General features: G+C 41.5%; 16 protein-coding genes. 5 read left to right on the forward strand and 11 right to left on the reverse strand.

The features are described 5' to 3' along the window. Nucleotides 1-529: 529 nt before the first annotated feature. The 4 genes from F899_RS09225 to ftsY all read right to left on the reverse strand — a co-directional run bounded on the left by F899_RS09225 (nucleotide 530) and on the right by ftsY (nucleotide 4,146). A complete protein-coding gene (locus F899_RS09225) occupies nucleotides 530-1,192 on the reverse strand; it encodes a DUF2057 domain-containing protein (RefSeq protein ID WP_004815866.1) in 663 nt (220 codons plus the stop codon). A 198-nt stretch (nucleotides 1,193-1,390) separates the two neighbouring features. Then, nucleotides 1,391-1,984, reverse strand: coding sequence for a nitroreductase family protein (locus tag F899_RS09230; protein ID WP_004815864.1), 594 nt, complete (start codon nucleotides 1,982-1,984; stop codon nucleotides 1,391-1,393). Nucleotides 1,985-2,174: 190 nt separating this feature from the next. After that, nucleotides 2,175-2,864: a nitroreductase family protein gene (locus F899_RS09235; protein WP_004815863.1), complete on the reverse strand. Its 690-nt coding sequence runs from the start codon at nucleotides 2,862-2,864 to the stop codon at nucleotides 2,175-2,177. 175 nt (nucleotides 2,865-3,039) lie between these two features. Then, a complete protein-coding gene (gene ftsY / locus F899_RS09240) occupies nucleotides 3,040-4,146 on the reverse strand; it encodes a signal recognition particle-docking protein FtsY (RefSeq protein ID WP_004815860.1) in 1,107 nt (368 codons plus the stop codon). A gap of 198 nt (nucleotides 4,147-4,344) precedes the next feature. On the opposite strand from ftsY, the gene F899_RS09245 reads away from it, so the two are divergent. After that, the gene (locus tag F899_RS09245; protein WP_171063238.1) at nucleotides 4,345-5,730 is read left to right on the forward strand and encodes a M16 family metallopeptidase; all 1,386 of its coding nucleotides are present in this window, start codon (nucleotides 4,345-4,347) and stop codon (nucleotides 5,728-5,730) included. Further along, nucleotides 5,727-7,244, forward strand: a complete 1,518-nt coding sequence (locus F899_RS09250) for a M16 family metallopeptidase (protein WP_005222350.1) — start codon at nucleotides 5,727-5,729, stop codon at nucleotides 7,242-7,244. Before F899_RS09245 ends, F899_RS09250 begins: the two co-directional genes overlap by 4 nt. A gap of 3 nt (nucleotides 7,245-7,247) precedes the next feature. Here F899_RS09250 and F899_RS09255 read toward each other — a convergent pair whose 3' ends face one another. Both F899_RS09255 and F899_RS09260 read right to left on the reverse strand, forming a co-directional pair. Further along, on the reverse strand, nucleotides 7,248-7,571 hold the full coding sequence (locus F899_RS09255; RefSeq protein ID WP_004815854.1) for a hypothetical protein: 324 nt from the start codon (nucleotides 7,569-7,571) through the stop codon (nucleotides 7,248-7,250). A 111-nt stretch (nucleotides 7,572-7,682) separates the two neighbouring features. Continuing rightward, nucleotides 7,683-8,042, reverse strand: coding sequence for a hypothetical protein (locus F899_RS09260; protein WP_004815853.1), 360 nt, complete (start codon nucleotides 8,040-8,042; stop codon nucleotides 7,683-7,685). 219 nt (nucleotides 8,043-8,261) lie between these two features. Here F899_RS09260 and F899_RS09265 point away from each other — a divergent pair, with 219 nt between their 5' ends. The 3 genes from F899_RS09265 to F899_RS09275 all read left to right on the forward strand — a co-directional run bounded on the left by F899_RS09265 (nucleotide 8,262) and on the right by F899_RS09275 (nucleotide 9,548). Then, nucleotides 8,262-8,495: an SEL1-like repeat protein gene (locus F899_RS09265; protein ID WP_004815850.1), complete on the forward strand. Its 234-nt coding sequence runs from the start codon at nucleotides 8,262-8,264 to the stop codon at nucleotides 8,493-8,495. Between the two features lie 150 nt (nucleotides 8,496-8,645). After that, entirely contained in the window at nucleotides 8,646-9,029 is a 384-nt protein-coding gene (locus F899_RS09270) for a DUF2750 domain-containing protein (RefSeq protein ID WP_008304198.1), read from the forward strand. Between the two features lie 87 nt (nucleotides 9,030-9,116). Further along, complete coding sequence (locus tag F899_RS09275) at nucleotides 9,117-9,548, forward strand: CBS domain-containing protein (RefSeq protein ID WP_004815846.1); 432 nt, start codon at nucleotides 9,117-9,119, stop codon at nucleotides 9,546-9,548. 107 nt (nucleotides 9,549-9,655) lie between these two features. On the opposite strand, the gene trpB is transcribed toward F899_RS09275, so the two are convergent. From trpB to F899_RS09300, 5 genes are all read right to left on the reverse strand, one after another. Then, on the reverse strand, nucleotides 9,656-10,864 hold the full coding sequence (trpB, locus tag F899_RS09280) for a tryptophan synthase subunit beta (protein WP_005222352.1): 1,209 nt from the start codon (nucleotides 10,862-10,864) through the stop codon (nucleotides 9,656-9,658). Between the two features lie 108 nt (nucleotides 10,865-10,972). Beyond that, entirely contained in the window at nucleotides 10,973-12,160 is a 1,188-nt protein-coding gene (locus F899_RS09285; RefSeq protein WP_005222354.1) for a vWA domain-containing protein, read from the reverse strand. 13 nt (nucleotides 12,161-12,173) lie between these two features. Beyond that, nucleotides 12,174-13,025 carry an AAA family ATPase gene (locus F899_RS09290; RefSeq protein ID WP_004815840.1) on the reverse strand — a complete coding sequence of 284 codons (852 nt, stop codon included), beginning with the start codon at nucleotides 13,023-13,025 and terminating at the stop codon, nucleotides 12,174-12,176. 21 nt (nucleotides 13,026-13,046) lie between these two features. Next, nucleotides 13,047-13,430 (reverse strand): hypothetical protein, encoded by a 384-nt coding sequence (locus F899_RS09295; RefSeq protein ID WP_004815838.1) that lies wholly within the window; start codon nucleotides 13,428-13,430, stop codon nucleotides 13,047-13,049. Between the two features lie 21 nt (nucleotides 13,431-13,451). Beyond that, a complete protein-coding gene (locus F899_RS09300; protein WP_026056700.1) occupies nucleotides 13,452-13,757 on the reverse strand; it encodes a YcgL domain-containing protein in 306 nt (101 codons plus the stop codon). Nucleotides 13,758-13,901: the final 144 nt, after the last annotated feature.

The raw sequence follows: 13,901 nt of genomic DNA on the forward strand, positions 1-13,901 counted from the left end.
CCCCGCTCGACTTGCATGTGTTAAGCCTGCCGCCAGCGTTCAATCTGAGCCATGATCAAACTCTTCAGTTTAAAATCAATAGTGCTTTATTCAAAACACCAAATCTGGCTCATCAATTTTCTGACATTCATTTCTCAAATAAACTTCGAGTAATTTCTACCATCAATCAATGAAAATAATTTCGATCAATCAACCAGTAAAAATCCACACAAGTTGTTCTTCATAATCTCTTAATGATCTTACTTAAAACCTCGTCGGTTATAAGCTCCAACCCAATCACTTAACTTTTCGTTTCATGCATTGCGTTGGTGTGCTGCGTATTCTATACAGTTTCACAATGAGCGCAAGTTCTTTTCATAAAAATATATGAAAATATAATTTGGTCGTTCATTTTTTACTCTGAATGCGTATTTTTAGCAGGTTTAGGTGTGTAAATCCATCATTCTGGCCTGAAATATATTTTCAAAGTGTAACGTTTAGCTCTCAAACTAAAAAAGATCGGTATAAACCGATCTTTTTCATGTTTTTTTTAATTCCCTTGCTCTGCTAGCCATAACATAAACTTCCGACGCTCTTCTTTAGATGCTTGTTGCCAAAGCTGAATCAGCTTTTGGTCAGTAGAAGTTTTTATTGCTGTTTCAGCTGAATTTAGATTTGCTACCACTGGTGATACCGCTGCCTGTGCATAAACAGGCGCAGGCTGATTTGCAGGAGCAACTGTTTTAGTTGTCAAGTCTAGTGCTTTACCTAATACACTTTTACCCAATAATGGTTTGGTTTCACTATTTGCGCCTGACTGTTGTACCAACAATTGATTTCTGGCGTCGTATAAACCAATAATCGGTTGGTCTTTATATTTTTGTGCAGTATCAAAATCTTTAGGTGCATTAATCAAAGCCAAACGATAACTTTCGCCATCTTTTAATTCAGGTGTTTTAACTGTTACTACATCCGATTTTAAAATGTCATGGCTATTATCATTATGCTGGAAGAATTCGATATAACGTACACTAATACTGTTTGAACCCGGATCTAGCTTATAAGTCTGTTTTTTACGGATTAATCCACTATTCACTTCTCGCTCATTCACCCCGACAATTTTGATTTCTTCTGGTGCCGTCAAGATCACTGCTGAAAAAACAGAAGTACTTCCCATTAAAGTCGCAACTGCGATCATAATACGTAAATTCATTCGCTTCTTTTTCCTGATTATTTAAGTCTGCTTGCACTATGCCGAGTATACGTGACAATTTTATGATAAATCACTTAGACAAATAGCCAAGACTTTAAGCATATATCCATCTGATTCATTCAGCTAAACACTTGGTCTTAAATGAATACAAAATAAAAAAGGAGCACCGAAGCACTCCTTTTTTATTATTTAACTCAATTAATTAAAAGTTTTAAAACGCTCTGCATCATCCATAAAGGTTTTTTCACCTGCTGGTGCTTCGATCGAACCAAACACGAGTTGGGCACGTAGCTTCCAGTTTGAAGGCACATCAAAAGCAATCGAAACTTCATCATCAATGATCGGATTATAGTGCTGCAAAGAGGCACCAATATTTTTCTCCGCCAGCGCTGTCCAAGTGGCAAATTGGGCAATTGCTGAAGAATGCTCTGACCATACCGGGAAATTATCTGCATATAATGGGAATTGTGCTTGCAGCTCTTTCACTACTTCCAGATCTTCATAAAATAAGGCTGTACCATAACCTGCTGCAAAACTGTTAATTTTATTATTTGTTCCTTCAAACGCATCAGCTGGCACAATTTTCTTTAAAGTATCACGAACAATATTCCAGAAATTTTGATGCGATTCACCAAACAGGATCACCACGCGGGATGTTTGCGAGTTAAAAGAAGATGGGCTATGACGTACCGCTTCCTTAATTGTATTTTCAACTTCTGTCTGATCTAGGCTTACATTATTACCAATTGTATAGATGCTGCGACGTTGTTTGATCTGATCTAAAAATGCCATGAAGAACCTCTTGTATATCTTGTCTTGTTCAAAGTTGATAAAGAGAGATTAATCTTTTTATCACCCAAAAACAGGCGTATATAAAAAACGTAGTGTTTTATTTATAGAACAATAAGAGGATTTTTAACGTTTAATATTTGTATTGAACCCACTGGCAAACATTTCCAGCGGGTTCTTGGTCTTTATGATTTTAGGTAAATATGCGGAAGCGATCCTGAAAGTTAGGATCTGGACGGGCTTCTGCAGGCTGCTCAATAGAACCAAAACAAAGCTGGGCACGTAGCAGCCAGTTTTCATCTATTTTAAAATGTGCTGCAACTGCCTGATCCACCATTGGATTGTAGTGCTGTAAGGATGCTCCTAATCCTGAATCTGCAAGTGCTGTCCAGACAGCAAACTGCGCCATACCCGAAGTTTGCTCAGACCAGACCGGAAAATCTTCAGCGCTCATTGGCATTTTCTTTTGTAACTGCTGAATAATTGTCTGATCTTCATAAAATAGAACAGTTCCAAAGGCAGCAGCACATTGATCAAGCTTGATTTCAATTCCTTCGAATACCTGAACAGGCATTTCCTGACGTTTGACCTCTTTCACGATTTCCCAGAATTTATAATGTGAATCACCAAACAGAATCACGATTCGTGCACTTTGTGAATTGAATGCTGAAGGACAACTACGTACCGCAGCTTGGATCAGTTCAGCAATATACGCCTGGCTATAATGAACTCGTCTCCCCAAAGCATAAATACTACGGCGCTTTTTCAGCTGATCAATAAAAGTCAGCTCATCTCCCTGTACAGTTTTGCTTTTTTTTGAAAATTTAAAATCTTTCGTCAGGTCTGCCGTAAGTACATGCCCAATCTTATTTAATAACGCCATTTACACTTTCCCCCAATCAACACATGCCTACCAATAGGTGGACTTGTTGATTGTAAAGGTTTTGACTAAAAGGCTTATGACATAAGCTTTCAAGCCTGTTGCTTTTTACAGCAAACAATCGACCTAAAAACAAAAAACTCCGCGCTAAGCGGAGTTTATGTGACTTATTACACGATTATTTATTTTCAGTTTCAAATAATGCAGCAACAAATGATTTGGCAGAGAATGGACGAAGATCGTCAATCTTTTCACCTACACCAATAAAGCGGATTGGAACATGAGTACGGCTGGCAATATTAAACAGCACGCCCCCTTTCGCAGTCCCATCCAGTTTGGTGATCGTAATACCCGTTAGACCGACTGCTTCATCAAACATTTCTACCTGATTAATGGCATTCTGACCCGTACCAGCATCTACAACCAGCATCACTTCATGCGGTGCAGTTGCATCAATCTTCTGCATTACACGTTTCACTTTGGTCAACTCTTGCATCAGATGGCTCTTGTTATGCAAACGGCCTGCTGTATCAGCAATCAGGACATCTACACCTTTGGCACGTGCACTTTCAAAAGCATCAAAAATGACAGAAGCAGAATCGGCACCATGACCCTGAGCAACTACGGCGATATTATTACGTTCACCCCAAATTTGCAGCTGTTCAGTTGCCGCAGCACGGAAGGTATCCCCCGCTGCCAGCATGACTTTCTTGCCTTCACCTTGTAAACGCTTCGCCAGTTTACCAATCGTAGTGGTTTTACCAACACCATTTACACCCACAACCAGAATCACGAAAGGACTTTTGTTCGGGTCAATATGTAACGGTTTTACACGCGGTGCCAATAAAGCCACCAGTTCTTCCTGAAGCGCTTTATATAATGAATGAGAGTAAATCAGGTCTCCACGTGCTGTACGCTCTGTCAGATTGGCAATAATGGTCTTGGTTGCATCTACACCAATATCTGCAACCAATAATTGCTCTTCTACTTCTTCTAGTAATTCGTCATCAATTTCTTTACCACCGATGAGGATATTGACCATACCATCTGCAAAGTTTTTGCGGGTCTTGGTTAAACCTTCCTTCATACGGCTAAAGAAACCGCCTTTAGGAGCAGATTCTTCACTCGGTATTTCTGTTGCGGCAGGCGCTGAAACAACGGCTTGTTCGCGTGGCGTTTCTATAATTGGCACATTGACCGCAGGTAAACTCGGTAATGTGACATCGTCATCTCCGATATCAGCATCAATCAAAAATTTGTTTTGCTCATTAGATTGCTGTTGCATGCCGAATCCTTGAAAAGCATTGCGTTAAAAAATGGGATTCTACCATAAGTTATAAGGTTTTAGCTTTAGATTAAAATTCCATTTCTACTACACCAAAAAGCAACAGCACCGGTTTGCTTTCAATTGCACAATTCTTAAAATGGCTTATAAATACATCTGCTTATTTTGGAATATCCAGTGTTCAAATCACTTATTTTTATGCACGCCTGTCCAATCCAGTTTAAGCGATACATGTATTCGCTTGGTACAATACTGATATGTTTAAGCAGCAGTCAGATTCAGGCACAAACTATAGAAAAATCCAAATCTGAACTGACGCGTAGTACCTTTGAAACCACCCTGAAAAATGGTCTAAAAGTCATTATCCGAGAAGATCACCGTGCGCCGATGGTCATGACCCAGATCTGGTATAAAATCGGCAGTGCGGATGAATCCGGTAACACTCTGGGTATATCACATGTGCTGGAACATATGATGTTCAAGGGCACCAGCAAAGTTCCAAACGATGAATTTACACGGATTAGCCGGATTTATGGGGGCAGTATCAATGCTGCAACCTTTACCAATTACACCAATTATTATCAGCTTTATCCCAAGGCTTACTTCCCGATGGCGCTCGAACTCGAAGCAGACCGTATGAGTAATCTGCTGCTACGTCAAAAGGATTTTGAGCCAGAAATCAAAGTGGTTATGGAAGAGCGCCGCCAGCGCACCGAGGATAATCCTCGTTCACGTGCCTTTGAACGTTTTAAATGGATCAGTTATCCCACCAGCCATTATCGCCAACCGGTGATTGGTCATATGAAAACCCTGAACAATATCCAGCTTAATGATGTAAAGCAGTGGTACAAGACCTGGTATACGCCGAACAATGCCATTCTGGTGATTGTTGGTGATGTAGAGTCTGAACAAGCGCTGTTACAAGTACAGAAATACTTTGCTGACACACCTTCACGTGCCACACCGCAACGCAATGATGTACTTGAGTTTGAATACTTGGGCTATCGTCACATGGAAATCAATACCGATGTGCAAGTGCCCAACCTGTACATGACCTGGAATGTCAAATCACTGGCTTCAGCAATCAATCCGCAGGATGCTTATGCTCTGACAATTATCCGGAGTTTGCTGGACAGTGGTATTTCCTCACGGCTGCAAGATCGCTTGGTACGAGATCGCAAGCTACTGACTTCTGTCAGTGTATCGTATGATCCGTATAACCGTGGTGACAGCCTGTTTAGTATTTCTGCATTACCTGCAAATGGCATCAGTTTTGAAGATGCGCAAAAAGCCATTCAGGCAGAAGTTGATGCATTAAAAACTGAAGATATTCCCAAGCATGAACTTGAACGCATCACTACCCGATTTGTTTCCAACCTTATTTATAATCAGGATAGTATTGCTGGTCAGGCTAAAATGATCGGCAATCTGGAAGTGAACGGCTTAAGTTACCGACTGATGGATGAACTTCCTAAATATTATGAAAATGTCAGTATGAGCGATATTCAGCGTGTCGCGAATAGCTATTTTATTCGTGAAAATCTCAGCACCTTATACCTCGCACCGGAAACAAAAGCACAATGATGATCAAGTTCAAGTCTGCATGTTCGAATAGTTTATTAATTGTTGCGTTGAACTGTGCTTCTGTGGTCTGGGCCGAAAGTGTTCAAAATACAGAAGTTATACCGGAAGATAATCCCACCCAGTTGCAATCTATTCCTTTGCTACAAAGTTTAAAAAATCTCAAGAATGAAAGACATTTTCAGGCACCTTATGTACATGAGCTGAATAATCGCTACAAAGTACGTACGCTGTTTGTCGAAACCAAAGATCTGCCGATGGTCGATATTCAACTAACCTTTAATGCTGGTGCAGCACGGGATGAGGAAATTCAGAAGGGTTTGTTTGGTTTGTCCAGTATGGCAGCCAAACTGATCCGGGAAGGAACCGATACATATACTGCGCGGGAAATTGCGGCTGTTTTTGATCAAAGTGGCGCACAATTTAGTGCCCAGGCATATCGGGATATGTTCGTCATCCGCCTACGTGTAATGTCTGATCCGAAAAAACTGGAACCCGCATTGGCAATGATGATGGAAGTACTTAAACATGCTTCCTTTAAAAATCAGAGCATCAGCCTGGCTGTTAGCAACACCAACGTTGGTCAAAAACAGCTACAGGAAAATCCAGGCCGCTTAATGGATATCCGCTTTTATAGAACCCTATATGGTCAGCATCCTTACGCACAGCCAATTACAGGTACCATTGGCGGCACTCAAAAAGTAAATCCTGAACATTTAAAGAAGTTCCGTGATCAGTTTCTGGTTGCGCAAAATATGAATATTGCGATTACCGGAAAACTTAGCCCCAAAGAGGCCTTAGACCTGTCAGAACGCATTGCAGGAAATCTCAAGCAAGGCACACGACCAAAGTCATTGCCTGATCCACAGCTAAAAAATGATATTGAGGTAATCCATATTCCCTATAACTCAAGTCAGGCTCATGTAATGTTCGGGCATATCGGACCCAGTCGCTTTAACAAAGATAGGCTGGCTTTAGAAGTTGCGAATCGTATATTTGGTGGTAGTGGCTTTAATGCGGTATTGATGCAGGAGTTAAGAGTCAAGCGTGGCTTTACTTATGCTGCCTATAGCACTTTTAGCTTTACTCAGGCACCGGGTGTATTTAATTTCCGCTATTCGACCCGTCAAGACCAGCTATTAGACAGTATTCAGGTCGCGCATCAGGCATTGATTAGCTTTGTAAATCAGCCGATAGATACTAAACGACTGGAAGAAACTAAATCTGGCATGTTAAGGGCATTTCCAAATAACTACAGTAGCAATGCCACCATTAACGCCCAGCTCGGAACGATAGGATTTTATATAGAGCCGCGCGATTATCTCGCCACCTATCCAGAACGATTAGCCAAAATCACTGCAAAAGATGTAGAAAATGCAGTACACAAACATCTGCATCCAGACCGTTTAACCGTAGTGGTGGTCAGTCAGGCACTGGATAAAGATAAACTAAAAACAGTCTTAAAAGCGAATTTAACAAGTACGGTTACGACTGAAAAATTAATACTCACACCTTAAATTTTAAGGCTGATCCGCTTTTACTGCAGGTAGCTGGTGTGCACGGACTGATTCCTGCTGGTATGCCTGCATCAGTTTAAGATATTGTCCACGATAAACCGCTGGCCGTTCAAGCAAGGCTATAGCCATATCTTGCGTTTGTGGTAATTGTTGCTGTATGGAAAGTTGCTGAATTTGTTCAGATTGAACCGTAGTGACAGGACGATAAAGTGCAATACTTGCCAGCACCATAATAAATAAAAAAATAAAAATAAAAACGCTGTTATAAATTTGCTCCAGCGTTAATTTGGACAGAAATATCCTGATTTTTTCTACGTCAATAGCCATACACTACCTCTAATTCAAAGTAGTGTATGGCTGCATTGCAATAAGTTCAAGTAATCAACCGGAAATTCGCCTGATTTGCAGACGGCTTACTTTAGTTGAGTATTGCCTGTTCTATTTAAATAAAGCGATAAAAACGGTACTTCCCAGCATACCAGCAGTAATTGCCAGAATCAGGAAGATAGCAAACTTGCTCAGCCCAGACTCTGCACTGGCTGGGTGCAGGCGGTCGGGATCGGCAAGACGTACCAGTTCTGAATTATAAAGTTTGTAGAATTGTTCACGCTGATTCTCGTCTAGCTGACGGGTAAAATCATAGACTGCTTTACGCTGTGCCAGACTATACTCCCCTAGATGGATTTCTTTATGGAAAATAGCTGCATCTAATTTTTTCCGGTGCAGTTGCGCCAATGCCATTACTTGGCCAGCTGTCGGGGGAATATCAAAATCAATTCCATCTAATGTGCGCGACATGTTATTCTCCTTGTTGTTAGCTTAATAGTTACTTCTTATAGTAATAAAAAATATATTTGATGATAGTTTAATCATGTAAACTACATAACAAAAATAAAATTCGATGAAATAATTGACTTTTCAACCATTCTGTAATATTAGTTTAACATTACTCAGTTATATTTGTAGTTAGACTAAAAAGTCTATCCGTAATCATAATTAAAATTAAGGAGTTTTTATATGATTCAACAATTCTCTCCACATGAACTTGAACATCTGTATGCTGAAGCTGTGAATACAATCCAGTCACAAATGAATTTTTCAGATGCTGTCAAACAACTTGAAGATGCTGCACGTGCAGGCCATGGTAAAGCGGCGCTTTTTTTAGCTGAACTTTATTATCAAGGTTTCCGTGTCGAGCGCGACTCAATGAAAGCCCAATACTGGCAAAACATGGCCACCATGCAAGCCTAAAAAAACGTCACCCCGGTGGCGTTTTTTTATATTTACAATATTACTTATACATGATGAAGCATTAACATAACGATTTCTTGCAAAGCTGAAACAGTAATTTCATATAGTTTTCTTAAAATGACAGCGTTGTTCTACGATAGCTTGATCATAATGAAAATGCCAAATATTAAAGATATCCAACCACTGCCTAAAGACCTTGCGGTCAAAATCACCATCCTGAAATCGATGATGTACTGCGGGGTACTTTGGGGACTGTTCCATGAAGGCTGGGGCATGATGCGCGATCAGGATGAAACCCTGTTCCCATTCTGGCTTAATTCATCTCATGCGGCAAATTACGCCAAAAAGAACTGGCCAAATTATACTCCGCGCAAAATCACGCCTGAGGATTTTGAGCGGGCACTGTTACCCACCTTGCATCGTCTGAATGTCACTCCTGTCCTGGTACGTGGCAGTGGCAAACAAATTAAGCTGACAATTGGACAGGTGCGTCATTTCTTTTTTTCAGGACAAGGGCTGCACTTCGCTGCATAACATGTTATTTATAGAGTCAGTACAGCAATTACCTGAAGATAAACAGCTTAAACTTCAGGATAAATAATAACAGCTAAGGACTTAATAATGACGAATGTAGCGCAAGTACTCAAAGACAAGCCCTCTCAAGAAATCTATACCATTCATCCAGAAGCAACGGTTCTTGAAGCCATTACTTTAATGGCAGATAAAGATATCGGTGCGATTGTAGTGGTCGAAGAAGATAAAGTGGTCGGAATTCTTTCCGAGCGTGATTACACTCGAAAGATTGTGCTGATGGAACGTACTTCCTTTGATACGACTGTCAGCCAGATCATGACTTCTAATGTAATCACGGTAGATTGCCACACTTCTGTGCCGGACTGTCTCAGCTTAATGACCAATAAACATTTGCGTCATTTACCAGTGGTAGAAGCAGGAAAACTGGTGGGATTGGCTTCAATTGGTGACTTAGTTAAAGCAGCCATGAATGATCAGCAAATTTTGATTGATCAACTACAACAATATATTTCGGGTTAAATATTAATTCAAAAAGCCATTTTGTAATGACATTAGATTGACAAAGAAATGATAAACATAAAAAACCGCTCAATTTGAGCGGTTTTTTATTTACAGATATAGCTAGATTAGTTGAGACCTAACTTTTCAGCCACATAGTCAGAGTCTTTATCACCACGACCTGATAGATTCACAACAATTTTCACATCTTTTGGCAATTTACCTGCTTCACGAATCGCCCAAGCCACCGCATGTGAACTTTCGAACGCAGGCACAATACCTTCTACACGTGATAAAGTCATAAAGGCATCCAGACATTCCTGATCTGTTGCCGTCGTATATTCCACACGACCCAAATCTTTAAGCAGACTATGCTGCGGACCGACACCTGGATAATCCAGACCAGATGCAATTGAATGCACTGGTAAAGGTTCACCCTGCTCATCTTCTAATACATAACATGCCATACCATGAATCTGGCTGGGCTTACCTAAAGTCAGCGTTGCAGAGTGTTTGTCAGTATCCAGACCATGACCTGCCGGCTCTACACCCACCAGTTTTACTTCTGGTTCATTTAAAAACGCAGTAAATGCGCCCACCGCATTGGAACCGCCCCCTACACAAGCTACGACATAATCCGGGTTTGCACCAAAACGATCATTACTTTGTACCTTGATTTCATCACCAATAATCGACTGAAAATCACGTACCATCATTGGAAATGGATGCGGTCCGACCACCGAACCGATGGCATAGATATAATTTTTGGGATCTTTTAAATATTCCTCAAAAGCACTATCTACCGCATCTTTCAAGGTAGCTGTACCACGAGTGACTGAAATCAGTTTGGCACCGAGAATTTTCATTTTCACCACGTTCGGGTGTTCTTTCTCGATATCCACCTGCCCCATATGAATTTCACATGGAATACCAACCAATGCACACGCCGTTGCCAAAGCAACACCATGTTGTCCGGCACCTGTTTCAGCAATCACTTTGGTTTTACCCATGTATTTTGCTAACAATGCTTCACCCAGACAGTGATTGATTTTGTGCGCACCTGTGTGGTTTAGATCTTCACGTTTTAGGTAGATCTGCGCCCCACCGAGTTGATCAGATAGACGTTTGGCATGAAATAATGGACTCGGACGACCAACATAGTTTGCAAACAGGTCTTTTAATTCATTCTGAAACTCAGCAGTTTGACGAATTTCCTGGTAAGCAACATTAATATCATCCATTGCCTGTTTTAGATCTGGCGGAATAAACTGACCGCCGTAGTTCCCAAAAAAACCCTCTTCATTTGGCAATGCAATACCATTAATTTGATGATCCATAGCGATCCTTAACAATCTGAACTAAATTTATAAAAACTACTTTATATTAAAATGTTTTGTTTTAAAGGACTAATAACTATAAATAAAGTCATCAATAGATAAATGGAATCAGCGCGCCAGATATTTGGTCATATCTTCAATGCCTTTTAGGGTCATTGGATACATATGCTTTTCAAAGATCTGCTGAATCAATCCGATGGTCTGCGTATAGTGCCAGTAACGCTCTTCTTCCGGATTTAACCAGGCTGTTTTTTCAAAATGCTGTCGCAGACGCTGCAACCAGACCTGTCCTGCTTCATCATTCATATATTCCACCGAGCCTCCCACTGAATGCAGCTCATATGGCGCCATACTGGCATCACCAACCACGATTACCCGATAATCGCGACCATAAGTGTTCAGCAGATCCCAGGTATTCATACGGGTGCTGGAACGGCGAAAATTATCTTTCCAGACATAGTCATACAAACAGTTATGGAAATAAAAATATTCCAAAGTCTTAAACTCGGTTTTGGCAGCACTAAACAGTTTCTCACACTGGGTAATGTGTGCATCCATGGAGCCGCCAACATCAAATAGCATAAGCACTTTGATGCGATTACGGCGTTCCGGCACCAATTGCACATCCAGAATGCCCTGCTTGGCTGTTTCACGAATGGTACTGTCAATATCCAGTTCTTCAGCAGCACCCTGACGGGCAAACTTACGCAGGCGACGCAGTGCCAACTGCATCTGACGGCTACCCAAAATTTGGTCATCATCCAGATTACGGTATTGACGCTGTTCCCAGACTTTGACTGCTGAACGCTTACGCCCCGGCCCGCCAATACGCACACCTTCAGGATGATCGCCATAGGCACCAAAAGGTGAAGTGCCGCCAGTACCAATCATTTTATTGCCGCCCTGATGTTTTTTATGCTGCTCGCGCAAGCGCTCTTCCAGCATTTTCATCAGTTCTTCTAGTGAACCGGCTTTTTTCAGCTCTTCACGCTGTTCTGGTGTCAGATGCTTTTCCAATAGTTCCAGATCAAACCAGTCTTTGGGCAGCTTATGCACCTGATTCAGCAATTCATCCAGATCGAAAGTGGCGATCCCATCAAAATAGTCCTTCATGGCACGATCGAACTTATCGAAATAGCGCTCGTCTTTGACCATGACGGTTTTGGCCAGCTGATAGAACTCGTCCTGATCGGCAAAGACCAGTTCTGCGGCAACTGCCTGATTCAGATCAATCAGCTCACGGGTCGATACCGGTACGCCGTATTTGCGTAAGGTATAAAACAGTCGCACGAACATGCGTGTTTCTCCCTTAACGGCGTGACATGAATGCTAGGCGTTCAAGCAGCTGGACATCCTGCTCGTTTTTGATCAGCGCACCATACAGCGGTGGAATGGCTTTAGATTTATCGGCATTACGCAATACATCTTCTGGCATATCATCTGCCATTAACAGACTTAACCAGTCAATTAATTCGGAAGTTGAAGGTGGTTTTTTCAGGCCCGGAACCTGACGTAATTTAAAGAATACTTGCAATGCCTCATTTACCAAGGTTGCTGAAATATTCTCGAAATGCACATCAATGATGTCACGCATGGTTGCTTCATCAGGAAATTCGATGTAATGGAAAAAACAGCGGCGCAGGAAAGCATCCGGCAATTCCTTTTCATTATTTGAGGTGATGATGACAATTGGACGCTGTTTTGCAGTAATAGTTTCGCCTGTTTCATACACAAAGAACGACATCTTATCGAGCTCATGTAACAGGTCATTTGGGAATTCAATATCTGCCTTGTCGATTTCATCAATCAGCAATACACAGCGCTCTTCACTGCTAAATGCTTCCCACAGTTTTCCTGGCTTGATGTAGTTTTTGATGTCATAGACACGGTCATCACCCAATTGGCTGTCACGCAGACGCGATACTGCATCATATTCGTAAAGGCCTTGCTGGGCTTTGGTGGTGGACTTGATGTGCCAGGTGATGAGTTTCATTCCCAGGCTTTCAGCCACCTGTTCTGCCAACAGGGTTTTACCTGTGCCCGGCTCACCTTTGACCAGCAGCGGTTTTTGTAAACTGCGTGCGGCTTTGACAGCCAATTTTAAACTATCAGTTGCAATATACTGACTTGTACCAGAAAACTGTTGATGATCCACAGACATGATTTAACCTTATTTTTTTATTTACAGTGGTGAAGTTTTTTTGTTTACAGCAATCTTTGCTTTATTTGTTACATAGCTTGACCAGCAATAGCCGATCAGTGAAGCAATACCAATCACAAACAGAATGAGTGAGGCATTGATCCAGACCAGTTCTTGTTCCTTGGTCAATACACCAAATATCAGTCCGAAAATCGCCGGGGCTAATGAGGCATTCGGACCTTCGGATACTGTCGGCGTTAGCAGGATGGCAAACACTAAAATCCAGAGAAAGCCACCTGCCGGTTTTGGCAGGCGCTTAGTCACGCCATACCAGCACAACAGTGCAATTATACTGCCTATCAGGTATACCGCGATGGCAATCGATTCTTCAGGAATTGAATCTAATACAGTTACATAACCATTCATTTCACAACTCCTGAATAAATATTAAGCACCACGAAGACCTTCTGGTTCTACAGCATTCGGGTTAATCAAACCTTCAGGCGGCATTTGCAGGAAGAAACCACGGGTTTCAATCGAGTCGATCACGTGCAGCACATTAGCACGTGCCAGCTTGCGGGTTTCGCTCAGTTCAAGATGCATGACAAAAGTCGCACGACCAAATGCTACGCGGACAGCTTCGCCCAGTACGTGAAGTGGATCGAAAGTTTCAGCTTCATTTTCTTCAGCTGGACGAGCCACATAAAGGTACATTTCATCCTTTTTGCTCGATTTGTAGATAGACACTTGCATGATTTTGATTTAGACAACAATTTAGAAAAATCAGTAGCAAGGATACCTTAAAACGTCACCTGAGGCATTAGCCATAATTAACGCATCAGTCGTGATTTTGTATAATTGCTCTTTCTTTAATCAGTTTTGTAGTTAAGTTTCTAT

Origin of the sequence: Acinetobacter sp. CIP 101934, assembly GCF_000369585.1 — a bacterium.
GTDB classification, from domain to species: domain Bacteria; phylum Pseudomonadota; class Gammaproteobacteria; order Pseudomonadales; family Moraxellaceae; genus Acinetobacter; species Acinetobacter schindleri.

What these genes read in the sequence shown, in the direction of transcription:
- F899_RS09230 (WP_004815864.1), bottom strand. Translation starts at nt 1,984, where the DNA reads ATGGCATTTTTAGATCAGATCAAACAACGTCGCAGCATCTATACAATT.
- F899_RS09260 (WP_004815853.1), bottom strand. Translation starts at nt 8,042, where the DNA reads ATGTCGCGCACATTAGATGGAATTGATTTTGATATTCCCCCGACAGCT.
- F899_RS09275 (WP_004815846.1), top strand. Translation starts at nt 9,117, where the DNA reads ATGACGAATGTAGCGCAAGTACTCAAAGACAAGCCCTCTCAAGAAATC.
- F899_RS09250 (WP_005222350.1), top strand. Translation starts at nt 5,727, where the DNA reads ATGATGATCAAGTTCAAGTCTGCATGTTCGAATAGTTTATTAATTGTT.
- F899_RS09290 (WP_004815840.1), bottom strand. Translation starts at nt 13,025, where the DNA reads ATGTCTGTGGATCATCAACAGTTTTCTGGTACAAGTCAGTATATTGCA.
- F899_RS09225 (WP_004815866.1), bottom strand. Translation starts at nt 1,192, where the DNA reads ATGAATTTACGTATTATGATCGCAGTTGCGACTTTAATGGGAAGTACT.
- F899_RS09270 (WP_008304198.1), top strand. Translation starts at nt 8,646, where the DNA reads ATGAAAATGCCAAATATTAAAGATATCCAACCACTGCCTAAAGACCTT.
- ftsY (WP_004815860.1), bottom strand. Translation starts at nt 4,146, where the DNA reads ATGCAACAGCAATCTAATGAGCAAAACAAATTTTTGATTGATGCTGAT.
- F899_RS09285 (WP_005222354.1), bottom strand. Translation starts at nt 12,160, where the DNA reads ATGTTCGTGCGACTGTTTTATACCTTACGCAAATACGGCGTACCGGTA.
- F899_RS09235 (WP_004815863.1), bottom strand. Translation starts at nt 2,864, where the DNA reads ATGGCGTTATTAAATAAGATTGGGCATGTACTTACGGCAGACCTGACG.
- F899_RS09265 (WP_004815850.1), top strand. Translation starts at nt 8,262, where the DNA reads ATGATTCAACAATTCTCTCCACATGAACTTGAACATCTGTATGCTGAA.
- F899_RS09300 (WP_026056700.1), bottom strand. Translation starts at nt 13,757, where the DNA reads ATGCAAGTGTCTATCTACAAATCGAGCAAAAAGGATGAAATGTACCTT.
- F899_RS09245 (WP_171063238.1), top strand. Translation starts at nt 4,345, where the DNA reads ATGCACGCCTGTCCAATCCAGTTTAAGCGATACATGTATTCGCTTGGT.
- F899_RS09295 (WP_004815838.1), bottom strand. Translation starts at nt 13,430, where the DNA reads ATGAATGGTTATGTAACTGTATTAGATTCAATTCCTGAAGAATCGATT.
- trpB (WP_005222352.1), bottom strand. Translation starts at nt 10,864, where the DNA reads ATGGATCATCAAATTAATGGTATTGCATTGCCAAATGAAGAGGGTTTT.
- F899_RS09255 (WP_004815854.1), bottom strand. Translation starts at nt 7,571, where the DNA reads ATGGCTATTGACGTAGAAAAAATCAGGATATTTCTGTCCAAATTAACG.